The following is a 20,597-nucleotide window of genomic DNA, read 5'->3' on the forward strand; positions in this document are numbered from 1 at the left end:
GATAAAACAATGAAATTATCAAAAATTGCCCTCTCATTAGTTGCGGTAGTTGGTATCGCACAAATAGGCGGTGCGTGGTATACAGGAAAACAAGTTGAAGCTCGTTATGGTGAACTCGTTAATCTTGCCAATAAAGAACTTAAAGTACTTAAAGCATACGGCGTTAATGCCGAGTATAAAGACGTCAAAATCGAACGTGGTTTCTTTAGCTCTGATATCAATTATAACTTAGTCGTTAAAAATTATGATGGTGAAAACTATATCTTTAAAGGTGCCGACACACTTCATCACGGTCCTTTCCCACTAAACCGTTTAATCAAAGGTAAATTATTGCCGGTTATGGCAAGTGATGAAGGCATTTTATATAGCCCAGATTCCCTCAAATCGGTATTTAAAGATGGTGTAGTGCTTACGACTAATATTGATATTGATTACAACACTAATTTAAACGGTAGTGCAAAAACGAATGCGGCTAAATCAACTGATGGAAACTTTGAAATATCAGAAGTGGAAGCAGAATTTGATACAGATAAAAATGGCATTGGAGATGTGAATTTAGCACTTGACTCTGTTGCATTTTTCAATGGAGTAAACGTAAAATTTGCGGCTAAAAATATGGAATATAAATTCACCTCAGAGAAAAGTGAATACCCATATTTAGGATTGGGAGATTATGTTTTTAATGTTGAAAAGTTTTATGTTGGAGATAATAAAAATAAATTTGCTATGAATAATCTTGAAATGGAAGGAAAAGGTTATCTTGATAAAGTATCTTACTCAAGCAACACTAAAATGAAAACAGATATTTCAATGACAAAAAATGAAATAACACAAAATTTTGGTGAAATGAAGCTAAATGCAGATTTTGTTGGAGACGCTAAAATGTGGAATAATGCCATAGAAAAAATGTATGATGATCCTGAAAATTCGGATTATGCCACAAAGTTATTTCTTGAAGCGATCTCAAAAGGTTCATCATTAAAAATTAATGATCTTTCATTGAAAAATAAACAAGGAAAAAGTGATATTAAATTGGATTTAAATGTAAAACCATTTGATCCTGATTTAATACAATCAGAAAATGAAGTTATCAATACACTGAGTAAATCATTATTGGATATGAAATTTAGCATTCCTGCCTTTCGTCTAATGATCGAACAATCAGAATTGCTGAATGGAGAAACAAAAGAAGATGCTAAATATTTAGCAGATACTAAAATTAAAAACTTAATTGCTCAAGCGGAAGATGACGATCCTTTTGTTATAGATAATGAAAATATCAAAATGAAACTAGCAATTGATAATGGCAAAGTGGAACTCAATAATAGAAAAATGTCACATCAAGAAATAGGTCAACTAGAAATGATAGTTATATTTATGTTAATGGGTGCAGGCTTTAATTTCTAAGTGTTAAACCTCTAAGTATTAAACTAAAGAAAAACCCCGATATCAATATGGTATCGGGGTAACTTAATCTGCTAAGGAAATTATGAAAAACTACTTACTTCAGTAAAAGCATCTAGTACATACTAAGACGCCCCTCATTATAAAAAGTTCATTTTTTTTACAAGTTAAATTATTTACATAAATTATTCATAAACTAACAAGATCATTTTTACTTTTTATAAGTATCATTACTTCATTCAAATCACTACTATTGTTGCTCTAATTTTTGTTGAGCAATCAAGATACTTTTTTCTATAATTGCAACCTTAGGATCATCCTTTGGAAGTAAACGTAACATCATTATCCAGGTTGTCATTGCTCTTTCATAATTCTCTTTTTCAAAATACTGAAAAGCTAATAAACTCAATGCTTCTAGATTGGTATGCTCTACTCTTAATATTTCTTTCAATAATTGCATTCCTTTGACATTCTCCATTTTATCCTGAGAAAACAGTAAAAAACGTACATAAGAAAGTTTATATTTTACATTCTCAGGCTCAAATTTATGGGCTTGTGCAAAGCTATCAAAAGCGAGTTGTCCTTTTTCCTGCACCATTGCAATCTGCCCTAACTTCCACCAGTTCTGTGCATTTTCAGGCTCTTTTTGTAATTTTAAACGTAATGCAATGGTTAATTGTTGTAGTTCACTTTTATCCAGTGGTTTAGTTTCGTCTTTTAACCTTTCATAAAAGTAAGGCAATTTTTGATAGGTCATTTCAAGCATTGCTTGTTGTTGCCACGATCCAACTTGTATATAACTTAAGGTTGCTAAAATAAGTAAAGTTAAAAAACCTGAAATACCCCAAATTTTTCCAAAACTTTTTTTATCTTCAGGAGCTTCTTCCTGCTCTGGAATATCTTGTAATAAAACTTGCTGTAATTCGGTTTTAATTTGCTTGCTATTATCTAACAACCCCTGCTCTTCATCATCATTTAACTCTCGTAAACGATTAAAATAAAAGGCTTTGTTAAGTTTATTACGATTAATACCTTTATCTTTAGCGGTATGCCAAAATAATGGATAGAAAGCAATCAATCCTATAATTGCAGTGATAACAATGGCGATTATCCAAAAACTCATTTTTATTCCTTTTCTTTAAGTAATGCGGCTAAACGTTGTTGCTCGGAAGCGGTCAGATCTTCATTACTTTTTGCAATTTTTGGTATTTTACTTTTTCTTGAGTGATGGCTAAAAATAAAAAATAAACCAAATAAAATTAATAGTACTGGTGCAATCCATAAGATTGCTGTTGCCGTTGTAACAGGCGGATCATAAGTTACAAAATGACCATAACGCTCCACCATATACTGAATAATATCTTGTTTCTGTTTACCTTCTTGAAGTAACTCAAATACTTTGGCTCGCATATCTACAGCTATGGTTGCGTTGGAATCTGCAATATTATTATTTTGACATTGTGGACAACGTAATTCCTGCGTTAATGAATGATAATCTTCCTCTTGCTGTGGTGAGGAAAAATCTAATGCATCAATAGCCGCAACAGCTGACAGGCTAAAACAAAAAAGAAGTAAATAAAGTATTTTTTTCATTATTTTTCACTTAATTTATTATAAATAGGTTGTAATTTATCTTGCCAAACTTTTGAATTAATATCTCCAGTGTGACGATAATGAATAATCCCCTTACCATCTACAATAAAGGTTTCAGGTGCACCATAAACCCCTAAATCTAATCCAAAAGAGCCTTTTTCATCGATAATTACCGTTTGATAAGGATTACCTAATTTTTTAAGCCATTGTCGTGCTTTTTTAGGATCATCTTTATAGTCCACGCCAATAATATTAATCCCCCGCTTAGCTAATTGATTTAAATATTGATGTTCTGCATAACACGTTGGGCACCACGTCGCCCACACATTCACTAACAAAGGCTTACCTTGTTTAAAAAGTTCATTTCTGTGTATTTTGTCGTCAAAGAGATCGTTTAATTCTTTAGCTGGTACTGGTTTACCAATTAAGGCACTTTCTAATGCCCTAGGATCATCACCTTGAGCATTGTGTTGTAATTGTACAAAAAATGCGATCACTAAAACCAAAAAAAGGATCAGTGGAATATAACGTTTTTTATTCATAATAATTTACTTCTCTTTTAACAATGTTGAAAAACGATAACGGCGATCAAAAATACACAGCAAACCGCCAAGTACCATAAATATACCCCCAAACCAAATCCAACGGATAAATGGTTTGTAGTATAAACGTAATGCCCACGCACCATCTGAAAGTTGTTCACCTAAGGCTACATATAAATCACGGTTAAATCCCCAATCAATGGCTGCTTCCGTCATCGACATTTTGCTGACTGTATAAAAACGTTTTTCTGCAAATAATGTGGTTTCAAATTGCCCATTTTTGGTAATATCAATTTGAGCCTTACCGCCGATATAGTTTGCCCCGTTTGCCTCTGAGATACCTTGTAATTTGAAATCATAATCAGCGACTTTGACACTTTCTCCAACATTCATTCGTACATCACGTTCAACACTGTAATTTTGGCTAAATGCGATGCCCCATACTGTCATTGCGACCCCTAAATGAGCCAATATCATTCCCCAATGAGAACGAGATAATTTGGTTATTCCCACTAAGAAACTGTGTCTATGGGTGGATCGTTGATGTAGTCCATAAAGACTAAATAGCACGATAAATACAGATATCATTGATCCTAATACGGATGTTGCGGTAATTTTACTTTGTAGTACAAGCGGTAACATAAAACCTAAAATTAGCATAATAATTAAGCTGATAATAAAAGGTTTACGAATAGCACAAAACTGATCTCGTCGCCATTTTATTAAAGGACCCACACCTAGTAATAGGGCAAAAGGAATCATAATATAGAGGAACATTTGGTTAAAGAAAGGTGCACCAACAGAGATTGTTCCCAACCCTAATTGCTTATGAATTAAAGGTAATAATGTCCCTAAAAAAACCACTGTTAATGCAGTCATTAAGAAAATATTATTTAAAAATAGGGCTGTTTCTCGTGAATAATGTTCTGCATTATGGCGAGAACGAATTTGATTTCCTTTGTAAGCGTATAATCCAAAGGATCCACCCACAACAACGATTAAATAAGCTAAAATATATAAACCACGTGTAGGATCAGAGGCAAAACTATGCACAGAAACTAAGATACCTGAACGTACTAAAAACGTACCTAATAAACAGAGTGAAAAAGCTAAAATAGCTAATAACACTGTCCACGCTTTAAATGAACCTCGTTTTTCAGTCACAGCAAGGGAATGTAATAAGCCTGTTCCAGCCAACCAAGGCATTAGCGAGGCATTTTCAACAGGATCCCAGAACCACCAACCGCCCCAGCCAAGTTCGTAATATGCCCACCAAGAACCTAATACAATTCCTAATGTAAGAAAAATCCACGCAGCCATTGTCCAAGGGCGTGACCATCTTGCCCAAGCGGTATCAAGTCGCCCTGTCATCAATGACGCAATCGCAAAGGCAAAGGCAACAGAGAATCCCACATAGCCCATATAGAGTAATGGAGGATGAAAAATTAATCCTATATCTTGTAATAAAGGATTAAGTTCTCGCCCTTCTACTGGAAAGTCAGGGAAAGTTCGATCAAAAGGATTAGAGGTAAATAATACAAAGATTAAAAATCCAATCGCCACAATACCTAAAATACCTAATACACGAGCGACCGCTTCTTGTGGCAACGGTTTGCTAAAAAAGGCAACGGCAGCACTCCAAAGGGAAAGCAACCAAATCCATAATAAAAGTGACCCTTCGTGAGATCCCCACACTGCTGATAAACGGTATTCCAAAGGTAAATTTGTATTGGAATTGTTTACGATATATTGCACTGAGAAATCATTGGTTGCAAATAAATAAAATAACGCAAAAAAAGAAAGAGTTAAACTTAAAAATAAACTGTATGCCATTGGACGAGCCAACGCCATTAACTGAGCATTACCTTTTTCAGCACCCCAAAGTGGAAAAATAGCTAAGAGCAATGAAATAGCTAAACTGAGGGATAAAGTATAGTTACCTAATTCAGCAATCATTAATTACCTTCTTTCAATTGTTGACGATCTTTTTCACTTTCACGCGTTAAATTAGACACACCCATAGGTTTATGAATTTTTTTCATTTGGTCATTTAATTCAGGTGGTACATAGTTTTCATCGTGTTTTGCTAATACTTCTGTTGCTTCTAACACTGTTGGTGCAACAAGCACCCCTTGAGCAACTATTCCCTGCCCTTCACGGAATAAATCAGGCAAGATACCATCATATTTAACCGTCATTGAAGGTCCTATATCATTCAGTTCAAAGGTAACTTTTAAACTTTTATTATCACGTTCAACAGAACCAACCACAACCATTCCGCCCACACGGATACGTTGCCCTACTTTAGGTTTAGTGGAAACATCGTCGTTTTTACCATAAATTACTTCTGATGGTGTATAAAATAAATCAATATTTTGACGCAGTGCATAGAGCATCAAAGTGGACGCAATAGTCACGCCCACTAATACAAAAATAATGATGGTTAGTCTGGATTTACGTCTAGGGTTCATAAGCTCCCTCTTATTGTTTGTTGACGTTGTTTACGCTGTTGTTCTCGTTTTATTTCTTTAAATAGTGCTTTCTTACTGCTAATACTTTGCAAACCTAAAACTAAAATTGCGACAAAAGAAATCCCATAAGCGAGCCAGACATAAAAACCGTAGCCTCCCATATTAAAAAAATCACTCCAAGATTGAAAAAACATTGTTGTTCTATTCTCCATATTTGTATATTCGTAGACAGGGCATGCCCTGTCTCTACAAAAGTATTAAAATGTGTAAATTTTTAATTAAATATAACCGCTTATTTTACTAGATTCTGTACCCAAGCACGATTTTTCTCACTTCTCACTAATTCTACTCGGTAACGTACTAAGGTAAACCAAATATAAAGCATCATAAAACCAAAAATACATAAAATTAATGGTATTAGCATTGGGGTAGCGATGGATGGTTTTTCAAATTTTGTAATACTCGCTCCCTGATGTAGCGTATTCCACCATTCCACTGAAAAGTGAATAATAGGTAAATTGATTACCCCAACAATACTCAAAATACCCGCTGCTTTTGCCCCTACCTTTTCATTTTGAAAGGCTGAATAAAGTGCGATTACACCAATATAAAGAAAAAATAAAATAAGTTCTGCGGTTAAACGTGCGTCCCACACCCACCAAGTACCCCACATTGGTTTGCCCCAAATAGCTCCTGTGACCAGTGCAATAAATGTAAAAGTTGCTCCAATCGGTGCCATTGCAATCATTGCAATATGGGCTTGTTTAATTTGCCAAACTAATGCCACAACAGCCGCAATTGCCATTGAACCATAAACAGCCATAGACCAAATTGCACTTGGAACGTGAATATACATAATTCTAAAACTATTCCCTTGTTGGTAATCTGCTGGAGCGAAAGCCAACCCCCATACAATTCCAACGCCTAATAATGCAATACTTAGTACTGCAAATAATGGAATAAATTTTCCACACAAATAATACTGAGTTTCTGATTTAGCATAAGGGTGTAACCATTTCCACATTCTTTGTTATCCTTTTATTGATCTAAACTAATTCTTAATGCAGTGGCAATTGCAAAAGGTGATAAAGTGATTGCTATTGTTAAAAATGCCCCTAAAATAGCCAGTTGACCGTGATAAGGTAATTGTAAATTTGCTGCATCTAATACTGAGGCGGAAAAAATTAATACTGGAATAAAAAGAGGAAGGACTAATAAACTTAATAAAACGCCTCCTTTTCTTAGCCCAACAGTTAATGCTACGCCTATTGCACCAATACAACTTAAAATAGGAGTTCCCAATAATAATGTTAATACCAATGCCCACCAAACTTGAATTTCCAAAGAGAGTAATAATGCCGCAATAGGGGATAATAAAATCAAGGGTAAACCTGTTAATAACCAATGAGCAACAACTTTTGCCAATACAACTATTGGTAGAGGTTGAGAAATAAGCATTAGTTGTTCTAACGAACCATCTATAAAATCATCACGAAATAAACGCTCAAAAGAAAGCAATGCTGAAAGTAATGCTGCTACCCATACAATCCCCGCTGCAATTTTTGAAAGTAATACGGGATCCGATCCCACAGCGAGTGGAAACAACGTTAAAACAATCAGAAAAAACCATAATGGATTTAAAATTTCTGCTTGCTTTCGCATTGCAATTTGTAATTCTCTTTTAATAACTTGGCTAAATATCATCATAATTATCCTGATATTTATACTCTTCTAATTGAAGTATTTTCAATTTTTCACTTGGAATTGCTTGATGACTGGTTAAAATTACAATTCCCCCTTTTTGAGTATGTTGCTCAAATAATTGGGTTAAAACCTGAACACCTTGTTTATCAATCGCATTAAAAGGTTCATCTAAAATCCACAAAGGTGCATTAGATAACCATAATCGTGCTAAAGCAATACGTTTTTGTTGCCCCGCTGAAAGTTGGCTTGCAATAATGTCTTCACGCCCAAACAGACCAACCTTTTGCAAAACGTCCCACAAAATATCGTCGCCTTGCTTACAATCTGTCACTTTTTGATAAAATTGTAAATTTTCCCAAGCGGTTAATTCTTGTTTAATTCCTGCAAGATGTCCTAAATAAAGTAAATTATGGTGATACTCTTCTCGATTTTTATGAATTTTGCAATTATTCCAAAAGATCTCACCGCTTAAAGGTTGAGCTAATCCAACTAAAATACGTAACAAGCTGGTTTTTCCAATACCATTATGTCCTTCAACTTGCACAAAATCACCTGCATTCCAGCAAAAATCTAAATGACTGAATAGTCGTTTATTTCCTCTCTGGCAACAAAGTTGCACAACTTTTAATTGATTATTGTTTGACATAATATATGGATTAATCTTTATTTTTTATAAAATACTAATAACAAGAAACCCTGTGAAAATAAATTTATCACAGGATCTTAAAAATAGCCTTTATTTATAAGAGAATTTTATTTTTTCTCTTGCTTTACTGTATCTTGTTTAACTTCATCTACAATTTTTTCAAATTCTGCATCTTTAGCTTCGATTTCTTGTCCTTCATCTTTCATTGCCTTTTTGAAATCTTTCATTGCTCCACCAAGATCAGAACCCATATTTCTTAATTTTTTTGTTCCAAAAAGTAATATAACGACAACAACAATTGCTAATAACTGCCAAGGACTAATTCCCATTTTCATCTCCTAAAAATAATACTCTAAATAGAATAAAATGTGGTTGAATATTTTTTATCCAACCACACTTCGTTATAAATTTAACGCTACCTTATTAACTGAATATCGCAACAAGTACCGCTACAATATTTTGGTAAAACATTGTTTTGGTTTTAACTTTTTGTACTTTTTCATTAAATGGAATTAACCATATTAATAAATAATTTTGTATAAAATCTTGCTGTTTTTCAGAATCAGATTCTGTCACTAATTTATTCAAGATTTCCAAATAAACACCAATATGATCGCTGGGTTCTTTACTTTCTTGATTAAATTGCAATCCAAATTGTGTTAACAATGAATCCATATAGTTAAGGTTCGTTGCTAAATCCTCTTCTTCTAAATAAGCAGAAGCATACGGCAATGCACTACTTTCTCCATCAAGTAAGAAAAGTTGCGTAAAATCAGCTGCTAGCTCTAACTGACCATAAGGCATTTCATTGATTTGAGTTATATCAGATTTAATCTGTTGAACCTGTGATGAAAATCCTCGTTCAGATAACAGCTCAGATAATAATTCAAATAATGGCTCAAACGTACCTCGCTGATATTGTTTAAGCTGCTCTTCTGTAAGCTCGTGGCTTAGCAAACTGCCAAACCACGTGCAAAGAAATGCCTTTTCTTCTTTTGCTAAGTTAATCATATTTTATGATAACTTAACTTCTGTTGGACCAGTAAAGCCATTTGGTGCTGGTGCATCACCTTGATATTTTTCAACATTCACAATACAAGTATTTGCCGATACTGCTTGAGCAAGCTCAGATGTACCAATATCTAATGTCATTGTATTTGGTGAACCATAGGTATCAATAGCACCGTCTTCTGCTCCTAATGGAGAGAACCAAGCCCCTTCTTGTAAACGTAATACACCACTTGGGAAGTTATCAGATAAATGTGCACCTACAATTGCTTGACCACGATCATTAAATACACGAACCAAATCACCGTGAGCAATACCTAATTTTTTCGCATCTTCTGGGTTCATAAATAATGGCTCACGACCTTGAATTGCGTAAGTTTCACGTAACTCTTTTGATTGACACATTTGTGAGTGTAAACGTTTATCAGGGTGAGCTGATTGTAACCAGAATGGATATTTATCTGATTTAGGACCGCCGTGTGAACGTTCTTCTTTTTCGAACCACATTGGGTGACCTTTACAGTTATTATACCCATACTCAGCAATCTTATTACTAAATATTTCAATAAAGCCTGATGGTGTACCTAATGCGTGTAATTCTGGATCTTCAATGAAGTCAGCGTGACGTACCCAAGGTTTACCTTCTGGGAATAACACATAACCTTTTTTCCAGAATTCTGCAAATGGAGGCATTTCAAATTTGCCATTATTCTCTTTACGACAATCTTCGTAAAGTGACTCAACCCATTGCATTTCATCCATACCACGCGTATATTCTTTCTCTTTACCAAAACGTTTACAAAGATCTTTAAAGATCTCAAAGTCTGGACGAGACTCGTATAATGGCTCAACTAATTTTTCCATTTTAATCACACCACGTGCACTGTATGAGCCGTAACCATCAATATCATTACGTTCAAATGGTGTACAAGCTGGTAATACAATATCAGCAAAACGACAAGTTGCAGTCCAAGCATAATCAACAGAAATAACAGTTTCTAATTTTTTAAACGCTTCTTTCATTTTGTTATGTTGTGACTGACGATGCCACTGGTTACAACCAGAGAAGATAACCATTTTATATGGTGCATAAACCACTTTTTTACCGTTATAGTTAATGGTTTCGCCAGCGTGAAGAATAGAATCTGTTGCTCTTGCCACAGGAATAACCGCACTATAACCTTTATAATCTTTGTTATCGTAAACAGGCTTTTGACCTTCATCAATATTAAGAGGGAATGCACCTGGCATTGCCGCTCCTGAGCTTGATACACCCACTGAGCTATAATGGTGAGCATAACTGATACCACCACCTGGTAAACCAATTTGTCCTAACATTGATGCTAAAACAGCTGCCATCCAATATGGTTGTTCGCCGTGTTGTTGACGTTGAATTGCCCAACCAAAGATAAACTGTGTACGTTTACCGACTAATGAGCGAGTAAATTCACGGATTTTATCTGCTGGAATACCACAGATTTTTTCTGCCCATTCTGGTGTTTTTGCAACTTTATCTTCTGTTTCACCCATTAAGTATGGAACAAAATCTTCAAAACCTACGGTATAAGTATCAATAAAGTCTTCATTGTATAATTTTTCAGTATAAAGCACATACGCCATTGCCAACATCATCGCAACGTCTGTTTGTGGGTTGATATACTGATGTTCACAACCTAAGAAATTCTGTGTTTTTGTTTTAACAGGGTCAACAGAAATGACATTTACGCCTTTTGCCGCAACTTTCTGTTTTAATTGTTCTAAATAAGCATAAGCTTCGTGAGTTTCACAGTTCCAACCTACTTGTAAGTTTTTAACAGGATCGCTTGACCAGAAAATGATATTTTCACTTTCTTTTAAGATTACGTCCCAAGACGTACCTTGTGAATAAACTTCGGTTGAACCTAAAACATAAGGAAGGATCACTTGCCCTGCACCAGTAGAATAGTCCCCAGCAGAAGTGACACTATGACCAAACATACCTACTGCACGATTCATATGGTTACCACAGCTGTGGAATTGACCTGTTGAACGCCAACCTACGTTTGCCGTGTGTAATGCCCAAGGACCATAATTTTTTTGAACACGATCTAATTCTTGATAGAAATAATCTAACGCATCATCCCAAGATACACGTACAAAACGGTTATCTCCACGGTTTTCAACACCGACCAATTTTTCAGGATTTTTACGGTTTTTAAGCCAATCTAAACGTACCATAGGATAGCGAACACGGGCTTCACTATAAATTAATCCTTTAATACCTTTAAGCATTTCTGTTGGGTTTTTATCATACTCAAATGCTTTAACTGCACTTACTTTACCATTTTCAACTTTGGCACGGAATGCACCCCAGTGTGAACCGGTTAATTTCCATTCTGATGACTCTGCATTTGCAAAAGCACTTCTTGAAACAAGAAAGCTTGGCATTGAAAGAGTTGCAGCCATTGCCGAAGCACTGGTTAAAAACTGACGACGAGATTGTTGCATAATGTTTCTCCTTATTTATTCGGATGTTTTTCAAAATCTGATGAGTGCATTTGTAAATAACGCAATACTTGTTTACCAGTTGTTTCATCTATACTAGTAAAGCCAACCATTCCATTAAATAAACCAATCCAAGTATTTGCATCAAAATGTGCAACATCTGGTTGCTTATGACAAACGCTACATTGTGTTTTATACACACCTTCTGCTTTCGCCCAAAGGCTATCAATGTTCTCTATTAACTGTGATTTTGCTACCCACGCTTGCAATTTAATTTTTTGCCATTTTAAACGAGTAACAGAATCTTTAACTTTTTCAAGTACTTCATATTGTTTTGGTTTTGTTTTCATAAACGCTTTTGTTAATACCGCATCGGTAATATTTTTACCCATTTCGTGATAACCAATACGTCCAAAACCTTTTGCTTTACGCCATACGGTAAACTCAACTAAGTCAGACTTATCGCCTGATTTAACAAATTTCACAGGTACGGCCGTTTCTAAATAACCAATTTCCTGTTGCATATTTTCATCAGTGAATAATTTCGCACTTTCTTTCGTGAAATACGTTGTTCCTGCGGTTAAATCACTCACTGCCTCAACCTCTTTTGGTTTTGGTAAATGGTGCGAAATACCTTTGTGACAATCAATACAACTTTGATCTTTTGCTGCCGCCGCTTTCATTACTTCACGTGCCGCAGGTTTCATTTCATCAAACTTCATACGATCATAACGGTGGCAATTTTTACACGCTTGAGAACCATTTGCAGACATTCTTGCCCACTCTCTTTCCGCCATTTCTAAACGGTGTTTTTCAAAAGAACCTTCTTCATCATATTTACCCGTCACTTCTGCAAACACTTCTTTAAGCGCTTCAATTTTACGAATATATTTGTCAATTTTCTTGTGTGGTACGTGACAATCTCCACAAGAAGCACTTACACCGAATTTATTTGAAAAATGAGATTTTTCTTTCAATTCTTCTAATGGTTGTTGCATTGAATGGCAACTTACACAAAACTCTTCAGTACTGGTTTCTTCCATTACCGTATTAAAAACTATCCAAGCAATAATACCTGCAATAGCACCTGTTACTAATAATACGCCTAATCCTAATTTAGACGGCTTAAAGAAAAAATTCTTTAACCAATGAAATACTTTCATTGAACACCCCAACTTAAAAATAAAAAATAAACTTACTGGCTAAAACCAGTAATAAAAAATAAATAATATTAACTTTGCATTATACAGTTATAATTATAGATATATAGCTAGATACCTTAATAAAAGTTGTTTAAAATCAAACAATCTTTGTTTAATAATAAAGTATTGCTTCTATTATAAGCGGTTACATTTTGAATAAAATTTGCAAATTTTATGGAAAATATTACCGCTTACTCTACAAACTTTACCAATCTTCTTGATAAGTAAACGTTTGACTAAATCCACTATATTGTAAATATTTCACAAGACTTTTACTTCTTGTGCCATTGCTACAAATAAAAATATAGGATTTAGACTTTGATAGAAAATCACTTGGATTATCTAATAATTGATCTGGCGTAAAATGGGCTGTCGCATATTCACAAGGTTTTGTATTCACTTCATTTTCACGACGAATATCAATAATTTCATACCCCTGTTCCAATGCTTCGCTTAATTCCCCTTGAAAAACTAAATTTGCTGTATATCGCTCAACAATCGCTTTATCACTCTGCGAATGACAACAATCGTGATCAAAAGGAATAGTAATTTTATTTAAACTCAACGAATAAAAATCAAAATGATAAAGCACACTTTCCGCCACAGGATAAAATCCTGAAAGTAGCTTAATCGTTTCTAAGGCTTGCAAACAACCCATCGTACCTGGAACAGGACCTAATACTCCAAGAATATCGCAACTTCCTGTTACTTCTACACCTTCTGGCCACATACAACGGAAACAGCTAAATGGCTGATCTTGTTGTGGGATCATCGTAAATAGTTGCCCTGTCATTGCAGAGGCATTTGCGAAGATAACGGGGATTTGGCGTAAAATCGCGACATCATTTAGCATATAGCTAAAAGACAACATATCCGTACAATCTAACACCACATCATATTGTGAGATTAAACGTAATAATGTTTGCACATCTAATGACGAACCGATGGCTTTTACATCTAACTGCGGGTTACGTGCCAATAAATATTGCTTAACCGTTTCTGCTTTATTGTTACCTAAATCATTTTGGGTAAACAACGTTTGACGGTGCAAATTACTTGGTTCGATATCATCATAATCAACAATCGTAATATGCCCAATACCTGACATTGCTAAATAACTGACCGCCGTTGTTGCTAGCCCACCTGCTCCAATAACTAATACTCGACTGTTATTTAATTGCTGTTGCTTCTCCGCCGTCATTCCTTTTACAAGTAATTGACGAGAAACATCAAGGGTTGAATGTTGCATAAACTAAGGTCGGCTCTCAATATTTGAAACCCACTCGTGCGTTTCTTTGTCTAAATAAAACTCTTTTTTCCAGATCGGCACATCGGCTTTCAAGGTGTTAATAATATACTGACAAGCTTCAAAGGTTGCCCCACGATGTTTGGCACTCACGCCAACCCACACCGCTAAATCGCCAATCGCTAATTTACCCACACGATGAATACAAATTGCCTCTTCAATATCAAACAGCTCTTTTGCTTGGGCTACGATTTTCTCGCCTGTGGCAACGGCTAATTCTTCATACGCACTGTATTCCAACCCACGCACTTGATTGTCGTTATTATGATTTCTTACCCAGCCTTCAAAACTACAATAACCGCCACATTCATCTAAACGTAGCTCTTTTTTGTAGCTTTCAATATCAAATTCTTCGGATTTAATTAAAAACATCATTAGCCCCCTGCCACTGGTGGAATAAATGCTACAATATCATTTGGCATAATAACCGTATCCCAAGCGGTAAACTGATGATTCACGCTTACTCGTACTTGTTTTTGAGATAACTCAACACCTAGCTCTGTACAAATATTGCTAAACAACATTTCAGCGGTTAGGTTGTCACTTAACGGGCGTATTTCTTCTGCTTTATTCGCCTTTTCTTGAAAAACCGCAAAATATAAAATTTTAAAGGTATTATTTGATACAGACATCTTTTTTGCCCCCTGTTTTTTCTAATAAGCGAACGTCTTCAATAATCATATTGTGCGTTAATGCCTTACACATATCATAAACCGTTAAAGCAGCAACGCTAGCTGCGGTTAAAGCTTCCATTTCAATCCCAGTTTTATGGGTCACTTCCGCAGAGGTATAAATGGTTAAAACAGGCTCAGTTTCTGAATATTCAAAAGAGACTTCGCATTTTTCCAAAGGTAATGGATGGCAAAGTGGAATTAAATTTGACGTTTGTTTTGCTCCCATAATCCCTGCAATTCGTGCGATACCTTCGATTGAGCCTTTTGGGGTTTGACGATCATTTTCCAAAATAATTTGATAAATATCTTGTGGAAAACGGATTTTGGCCATCGCTTTGGCTGTGCGGTGTGTGGCAACTTTATTGCTCACGCCCACCATATTTGCATTTCCATTATTATCTAAATGCGTAAAATTCATTATTTTAACCTATATTTTTTCTATATTGCGTGTACTGTTGCTTTGCATTCTCAAACTGCTCTGGCGTATTAAAATTACAACATAAACTCACAGAATCTGGCAATTCAATTTCTTTCATCTTAAATTGATCACAAAATGGCATTACTCTACGATTGCCAGCTAATAAATAATCTTTTAAATCCTTCACCAACGATGTGTGATATAAACCCACCAATGGCAATAACTTGTGATTTTTTAATAAAATTGTTTTTGTTTGTGTATCTTGATTTGCATCGATTTCATCGATCGCTTGCTGAAATAAATCAATAATTTCTGACGGTAACAACAACGCATCACAGCTATATACCCACAACCACTGCCGATTTGCTAAATAGCTCTGCTCTAACACAGGTTGAATGGCAGATAATGCCCCTGACTTATTCAGCAATAAATCAGGGGATAACGTAATATTCTGCGTTGCAATTTCTGAATAAGTGTAATCATCAGCACATACAAAAGTGGCTAAGCCTAATTGACAAGCGTCTTGCACTAATCTTGAAAGCAAGGTTTCGCCTTCAAAAAGTAGCTGTGCTTTATTCTGCCCCATTCGGCGGCTGTTGCCACCTGCTAAAATGGCGATATGTGCTAATTTATTCATTCTTACTCTTTACAAAAATTATTTGATAAATCTAACGTGTGGCACAAAGTTGCAAGGTTTAGTTCTTGCATCTAATTGATTTTCTAAAATATCGCCCCACGCTGTTTTACACGCCCCAGTTGAACCTGGAATGGCAAAAATCAAAGTACGATTTGCCACACCTGCTACGGCACGTGATTGAATCGTTGATAATTGAACCGTATTTTGTGAACATTGACGGAATACTTCGCCAAAGCCATCAACAGTTTTATCAAATAAAATGCTCACCGCTTCTGGGGTAATATCTTTATCGTAAAAACCTGTACCACCTGTGATAATCACAACTTGGCATTCTTTATCCGCAATCCATTGACTTACAATTGCACGAATATCATAAAGATGATCGGTACACAATTTACGTTCATATAAATTATGTCCTGCTTTTAATAACGACTCTTGTAAGTAATCGCCTGACGTATCTTCCGCAAAAGTACGGGTATCCGATACCGTTAAAATGGCGATATTTAATGGTTCAAATTGTTTTCCACCGTCGTGCATTTTCTTATCCTCCAATCATAGATAAATTTGTAATTAAGCCAGAATTGTTCTCGTGTAAATGGTGCATTTCTGGTTTTTGTGGCATTAAATTTTGTAAATAATTGATCAAATCTGACCGCTTTCCATCCGCCAAATAAGGACGAATATTAAACGCACAACTGTCAAACAAACATAAATGCAAGTTTCCCATTGCGGTTACTCTTAAACGGTTACAATTTTTACAAAAATCTTTGCTATAAGGTGCTATCACGCCCATTCGTCCCATATAATCAGGGTGAGCATATTCTACGGCTGGACCTGCGTCTTTACCTCGTGGCAACGCCGTCCAACCTTCTCTTTCTAAAATTTTTACAATGCGACTCGCACTTAAATGCGAATTTTCAAATAATAAATTATTCTCAGCGGTTTGCATTAACTCAATAAAGCGGAAGCTGATCGGTTTATCCTTGATAAATGCCAAAACACTGTGAAGTTGCTGAACGCCACTTTCTTTCAACAATACCGCATTCAGTTTAATCGGTAACGGCTTATAATCCATTATCAAATCAATTGCTCTTAAAATCGATCCCAAAGAACGTCGCCCCGTGATCTGCTCAAAGGTATCTTCGTCTAAACTATCCACGCTGATATTGATCTGATTCAGTCCTGAGTCGATCCACTTTTTATAATGTTGCTCCAACTTCCAACCGTTAGTCGTTAAAGCGACTTTTTCAATATTCTCTGGTCGCTGACAAACTTGGATAATCTCGTTAATGTCTTTTCTTAACGTTGGCTCGCCACCTGTTAAACGGATCTTCTTTGTGCCTAAATCCGCAAAAGTTGAAACCAAATTATCAATTTCAGATACCGTTAATTCATTCTTCGGCTTCTTTCCTTGATAACCATCAGGCAAGCAATAATTACATTTAAAATTACATAAATCAGTGACTGACAAGCGTAAATAACTCAATCTCCGCTGAAATAAATCAGTTAAAGGGGCTGATTTATTATCAGACTCGGTAAGATTTCTCATTTACACCTCTACAAAAATTTGCCGTTTAAAGGGAAAATCTCAACATATTCCTCTTTTTCAAATTCAGCTTTCTCTGCTGGCAAATAGACAAATGCATTTGCTTGGCTTAACTGATAAATACGGTGTGAATCTTGTGAGAATTGCGTGTAAACCACCCAATCATTATTTGCGTCTTTCTCAACAAAACCACGTTGTAATTCAGTACGACCTGAACGACGTTTAATTTCATTGCCTAATTTTGCTTTTACGCTTAATTTCGGCAAGGTTACACCAAAATATTGATAAATTGCGGGTAGTAAGAATAAGGTTGCACTGATTGTGGTTGAAAGTGGATTACCTGGTAAGCCAAAATAACGTGCCTTGCCTAAATGCCCAAACACAAAAGGTTTTCCTGGCTTTAATGCCACTTTATATTGCACGATATTACCAAGTTTGCTCACGCAATCTTTTAAGAAATCATAATCCCCAACAGACACGCCGCCAGAGGTTACAACAATGTCATTTTCACTCGCTGCTTTTTCTAAAATACGACTAATTTCATCAGGATTGTCTTTGATAATGCCGTAATCATTGATGATAACAGGGAAAGATTGTAATAATGCTTTAACGGTTGGACGGTTTGAATCGTAGATTTGCCCTTTTTGTAATTCTTCACCCGCTTCACGCAACTCATCGCCTGTTGAGAAAACTGCAACTTTTAACGACGCATAGACTTTCACTGTTGCATAACCAACACTTGCTAATAAAGGAATATCAGTAACAGAAATACAATGTCCTGCTTTTAATACCGCTACCCCCTTAGACACTTCCTCGCCTTCACGACGGATATTATTGCCCAAAGGTTGCTCTTTCATTAGCTTAATTGTGATTTTATTTTCTGCTTCTTCACGCTGAACATTCTCTTGCATTACCACACAATCGGTATTTTCAGGAATTACTGCCCCCGTCATAATACGCACGCATTCACCAGAACCTAACACGCCATCAAAAGGTTTTCCTGCGATAGATTCTCCAATACAGACAAATTCACTTTTTTCTTGAAAATTTTGCTCACTTGAGTGTAATGCATAGCCATCCATTGCGGATACTGATGACGTTGGAATATTGATACTAGAGATAATATCATCACTTAATACTCTACCAATCGCATTAAGTAATTCAACCTCTTCAGTTTGTGTGTTCTTAGGGATACTTGTTATATCCTCTATAATAATGCGACGTAGCTCTTCAACGTGAATCATATTTATTTATCCATATTTAAGATTAAAAATTTGTCTTATTATTGACTCATAAAACTCATTTAATGCTTTTCTATTCTAATTAGCAAACAAAAAGAGCGTGATTATAACAAATTAGAACAAAATATGTAAGTTCATTGTATAACCTTACTACAGACGAATAAAACATAAAATTAAAATGATTTTGAAAACTCAATATTTACGTTGCTTTCTTGTGTATTATATAAAAAATGGTTGCTGCTTGTTTTGTTCCAAGATAAAACCAAACGAGGTGTTATACCAAGCCAGTGCCAATTACGGTGCCATAGTGACAGTTTTGCGGAATATTCCTTATCAGAACGTTTAATATTAAAAATATCTACGCCTTTATAATCACGTTTTCCCAATGATAAAATCAACTTAGATGATAAACCGCCTTGCCACTCTTGTCCTAAACCAATATAGGCACCCTTACGAATAAAAGCATCATCTTGATCTCGTGCTTGTTTATTATAAAGATTAATTCCTGCTAACCAATATTGCTGTGAATTTCGCATAAATAATGCTGAAATACCCACGAATTGACGCTGACCATTTAAGTGTTTTCTGGTATCAAATTTCTCATATTCCCACGACCAATTATTAGACAGCTTAAAACGTGGTGTAAATTGATAACTTTCAAATCCACTCGCCCCATAGCTAACAGAATAAGGATCCGTTGCATAAAAGCGTTTTTTAGCAAAAGGTTGGATTTGCGCAGTAAATTGTGCTGTTTGATAGCCTATTCCCACTCCAAGTTGAGCAGACACGTCGTCATATTTATGATTATTCCAAAATAAATCACTATTTAAATCTAGCTGCAAATTGCTATAAAAATTACCCTTTAAATTAAAACGTTTTGACACACTTAAATCTAAATGTATGCCCTGTGCTTTTTCAGGTGTCGGTGTCGTCACTTTACCGCCTTTATACTCCACTTCTCGCTCTTTGGGTGCATTGTTAATATTGCGCTCGTTACGAAAATAAAAATTTGCATTCCACTGCCACTCTTGTTCACGATCGATATTTACCCTCATTTGCTGCACCATTTTTGCAACAGCTGGCGGCAAAGGTTCACTTTGTAATTTTTTAAGCTGCTCATAAGCAGTCGGCTTTTGTTGATTAGCATATAATGCCATCGCTAAATCCAAACGTACTACCGACATTTCAGGATTACTTGCAATAATCTCACGATAATAATTGATCGCCTTATCAAGCTGTCCTTTGGAATGTGCTAAAAGCCCTTTGGCATAAGTGATCAATAACGGATCAGCATCAGCTAATTTTTGATAAATCGGCAACACCACCTCAATACCTGCCATCTGTTTGGTTAAAATCACACTTCGCATTGCACGTTTTAACAAAGAAGGATTAGCCAATAAGTTTTGCTCATTAACTTGTACCGCTTCACTCTTTTTTTGAAGCACAGAAGCGGTCACTTTTTTATCATTTTTTGCAAATTTTTCAATTTTATCGATCACTTGAAGATCAGGATTAGTTTCAGACTTATAATCTGCTGGTGTATAATCCTTTGCCATCACAGAAGTGGAAATTACGGTAAGGGTTAAAATACTAACTAGTTGCAGTTGTTTTTTCATTTAAATTCTTTTATTTAATTAGGCTTTCAATATCATTAATATCGTAGAGACGTAGCATACTACGTCTCTACAACAATATTTTTTTGGTAAATTTTTATATAAATC

Annotated in this window: 23 protein-coding genes; 1 reads left to right on the forward strand and 22 read right to left on the reverse strand. The window is 35.4% G+C overall.

Annotated elements, in window-relative coordinates; translation table 11 throughout:
* The first annotated feature begins 9 nt into the window (after positions 1-9).
* Positions 10-1,407: a YdgA family protein gene (locus A6B44_RS05515; protein WP_090922748.1), complete on the forward strand. Its 1,398-nt coding sequence runs from the start codon at positions 10-12 to the stop codon at positions 1,405-1,407.
* A gap of 247 nt (positions 1,408-1,654) precedes the next feature.
* Here the strand turns inward: A6B44_RS05515 and ccmI are convergent, their stop codons facing one another.
* From ccmI to A6B44_RS05625, 22 genes are all read right to left on the reverse strand, one after another.
* Positions 1,655-2,527, reverse strand: a complete 873-nt coding sequence (ccmI, locus tag A6B44_RS05520; protein WP_090922746.1) for a c-type cytochrome biogenesis protein CcmI — start codon at positions 2,525-2,527, stop codon at positions 1,655-1,657.
* Between the two features lie 2 nt (positions 2,528-2,529).
* The gene (locus A6B44_RS05525; protein ID WP_090922744.1) at positions 2,530-2,997 is read right to left on the reverse strand and encodes a cytochrome c-type biogenesis protein; all 468 of its coding nucleotides are present in this window, start codon (positions 2,995-2,997) and stop codon (positions 2,530-2,532) included.
* Positions 2,997-3,539 (reverse strand): DsbE family thiol:disulfide interchange protein, encoded by a 543-nt coding sequence (locus tag A6B44_RS05530; protein ID WP_090922742.1) that lies wholly within the window; start codon positions 3,537-3,539, stop codon positions 2,997-2,999. Before A6B44_RS05530 ends, A6B44_RS05525 begins: the two co-directional genes overlap by 1 nt.
* A 6-nt stretch (positions 3,540-3,545) precedes the next feature.
* Positions 3,546-5,495 carry a heme lyase CcmF/NrfE family subunit gene (locus A6B44_RS05535; RefSeq protein ID WP_090922740.1) on the reverse strand — a complete coding sequence of 650 codons (1,950 nt, stop codon included), beginning with the start codon at positions 5,493-5,495 and terminating at the stop codon, positions 3,546-3,548.
* Complete coding sequence (gene ccmE, locus A6B44_RS05540) at positions 5,495-6,010, reverse strand: cytochrome c maturation protein CcmE (protein ID WP_090922739.1); 516 nt, start codon at positions 6,008-6,010, stop codon at positions 5,495-5,497. The genes A6B44_RS05535 and ccmE overlap by 1 nt, the downstream gene beginning before the upstream one ends.
* Entirely contained in the window at positions 6,007-6,204 is a 198-nt protein-coding gene (ccmD, locus tag A6B44_RS05545) for a heme exporter protein CcmD (RefSeq protein WP_090922737.1), read from the reverse strand. The genes ccmE and ccmD overlap by 4 nt, the downstream gene beginning before the upstream one ends.
* Before the next feature lie 98 nt (positions 6,205-6,302).
* Entirely contained in the window at positions 6,303-7,034 is a 732-nt protein-coding gene (locus A6B44_RS05550; protein WP_090922733.1) for a heme ABC transporter permease, read from the reverse strand.
* A gap of 14 nt (positions 7,035-7,048) precedes the next feature.
* A complete protein-coding gene (gene ccmB, locus A6B44_RS05555; protein ID WP_090922731.1) occupies positions 7,049-7,714 on the reverse strand; it encodes a heme exporter protein CcmB in 666 nt (221 codons plus the stop codon).
* On the reverse strand, positions 7,704-8,360 hold the full coding sequence (ccmA, locus tag A6B44_RS05560; protein WP_090922729.1) for a cytochrome c biogenesis heme-transporting ATPase CcmA: 657 nt from the start codon (positions 8,358-8,360) through the stop codon (positions 7,704-7,706). The genes ccmB and ccmA overlap by 11 nt, the downstream gene beginning before the upstream one ends.
* A 107-nt stretch (positions 8,361-8,467) precedes the next feature.
* The gene (gene tatA / locus A6B44_RS05565; RefSeq protein WP_090922727.1) at positions 8,468-8,689 is read right to left on the reverse strand and encodes a twin-arginine translocase TatA/TatE family subunit; all 222 of its coding nucleotides are present in this window, start codon (positions 8,687-8,689) and stop codon (positions 8,468-8,470) included.
* A 94-nt stretch (positions 8,690-8,783) separates the two neighbouring features.
* Positions 8,784-9,371, reverse strand: a complete 588-nt coding sequence (gene torD, locus A6B44_RS05570) for a molecular chaperone TorD (protein ID WP_090922725.1) — start codon at positions 9,369-9,371, stop codon at positions 8,784-8,786.
* A gap of 3 nt (positions 9,372-9,374) precedes the next feature.
* The gene (torA, locus tag A6B44_RS05575; protein ID WP_090922723.1) at positions 9,375-11,855 is read right to left on the reverse strand and encodes a trimethylamine-N-oxide reductase TorA; all 2,481 of its coding nucleotides are present in this window, start codon (positions 11,853-11,855) and stop codon (positions 9,375-9,377) included.
* A gap of 11 nt (positions 11,856-11,866) precedes the next feature.
* Positions 11,867-13,015, reverse strand: coding sequence for a pentaheme c-type cytochrome TorC (gene torC / locus A6B44_RS05580; RefSeq protein ID WP_090922721.1), 1,149 nt, complete (start codon positions 13,013-13,015; stop codon positions 11,867-11,869).
* Between the two features lie 244 nt (positions 13,016-13,259).
* Positions 13,260-14,303, reverse strand: a complete 1,044-nt coding sequence (locus A6B44_RS05585) for a HesA/MoeB/ThiF family protein (protein ID WP_090922719.1) — start codon at positions 14,301-14,303, stop codon at positions 13,260-13,262.
* Between the two features lie 3 nt (positions 14,304-14,306).
* Positions 14,307-14,732: a molybdenum cofactor biosynthesis protein MoaE gene (locus A6B44_RS05590; RefSeq protein WP_115315008.1), complete on the reverse strand. Its 426-nt coding sequence runs from the start codon at positions 14,730-14,732 to the stop codon at positions 14,307-14,309.
* A gap of 2 nt (positions 14,733-14,734) precedes the next feature.
* Positions 14,735-14,992 carry a MoaD/ThiS family protein gene (locus A6B44_RS05595; RefSeq protein WP_090922716.1) on the reverse strand — a complete coding sequence of 86 codons (258 nt, stop codon included), beginning with the start codon at positions 14,990-14,992 and terminating at the stop codon, positions 14,735-14,737.
* A complete protein-coding gene (gene moaC, locus A6B44_RS05600) occupies positions 14,976-15,452 on the reverse strand; it encodes a cyclic pyranopterin monophosphate synthase MoaC (RefSeq protein ID WP_090922714.1) in 477 nt (158 codons plus the stop codon). The genes A6B44_RS05595 and moaC overlap by 17 nt, the downstream gene beginning before the upstream one ends.
* A gap of 4 nt (positions 15,453-15,456) precedes the next feature.
* Complete coding sequence (mobA, locus tag A6B44_RS05605) at positions 15,457-16,089, reverse strand: molybdenum cofactor guanylyltransferase (protein WP_090922712.1); 633 nt, start codon at positions 16,087-16,089, stop codon at positions 15,457-15,459.
* A gap of 18 nt (positions 16,090-16,107) precedes the next feature.
* Positions 16,108-16,626, reverse strand: coding sequence for a molybdenum cofactor biosynthesis protein B (gene moaB / locus A6B44_RS05610; RefSeq protein ID WP_090922710.1), 519 nt, complete (start codon positions 16,624-16,626; stop codon positions 16,108-16,110).
* Positions 16,627-16,630: 4 nt separating this feature from the next.
* Positions 16,631-17,638, reverse strand: a complete 1,008-nt coding sequence (gene moaA / locus A6B44_RS05615) for a GTP 3',8-cyclase MoaA (protein ID WP_090922708.1) — start codon at positions 17,636-17,638, stop codon at positions 16,631-16,633.
* Positions 17,639-17,646: 8 nt separating this feature from the next.
* Positions 17,647-18,879: a molybdopterin molybdotransferase MoeA gene (gene moeA, locus A6B44_RS05620; protein ID WP_090922706.1), complete on the reverse strand. Its 1,233-nt coding sequence runs from the start codon at positions 18,877-18,879 to the stop codon at positions 17,647-17,649.
* A gap of 170 nt (positions 18,880-19,049) precedes the next feature.
* Complete coding sequence (locus A6B44_RS05625; protein ID WP_090922704.1) at positions 19,050-20,492, reverse strand: surface lipoprotein assembly modifier; 1,443 nt, start codon at positions 20,490-20,492, stop codon at positions 19,050-19,052.
* Positions 20,493-20,597: the final 105 nt, after the last annotated feature.

This window comes from Pasteurella skyensis (assembly GCF_013377295.1).
Classification (GTDB): domain Bacteria; phylum Pseudomonadota; class Gammaproteobacteria; order Enterobacterales; family Pasteurellaceae; genus Phocoenobacter; species Phocoenobacter skyensis.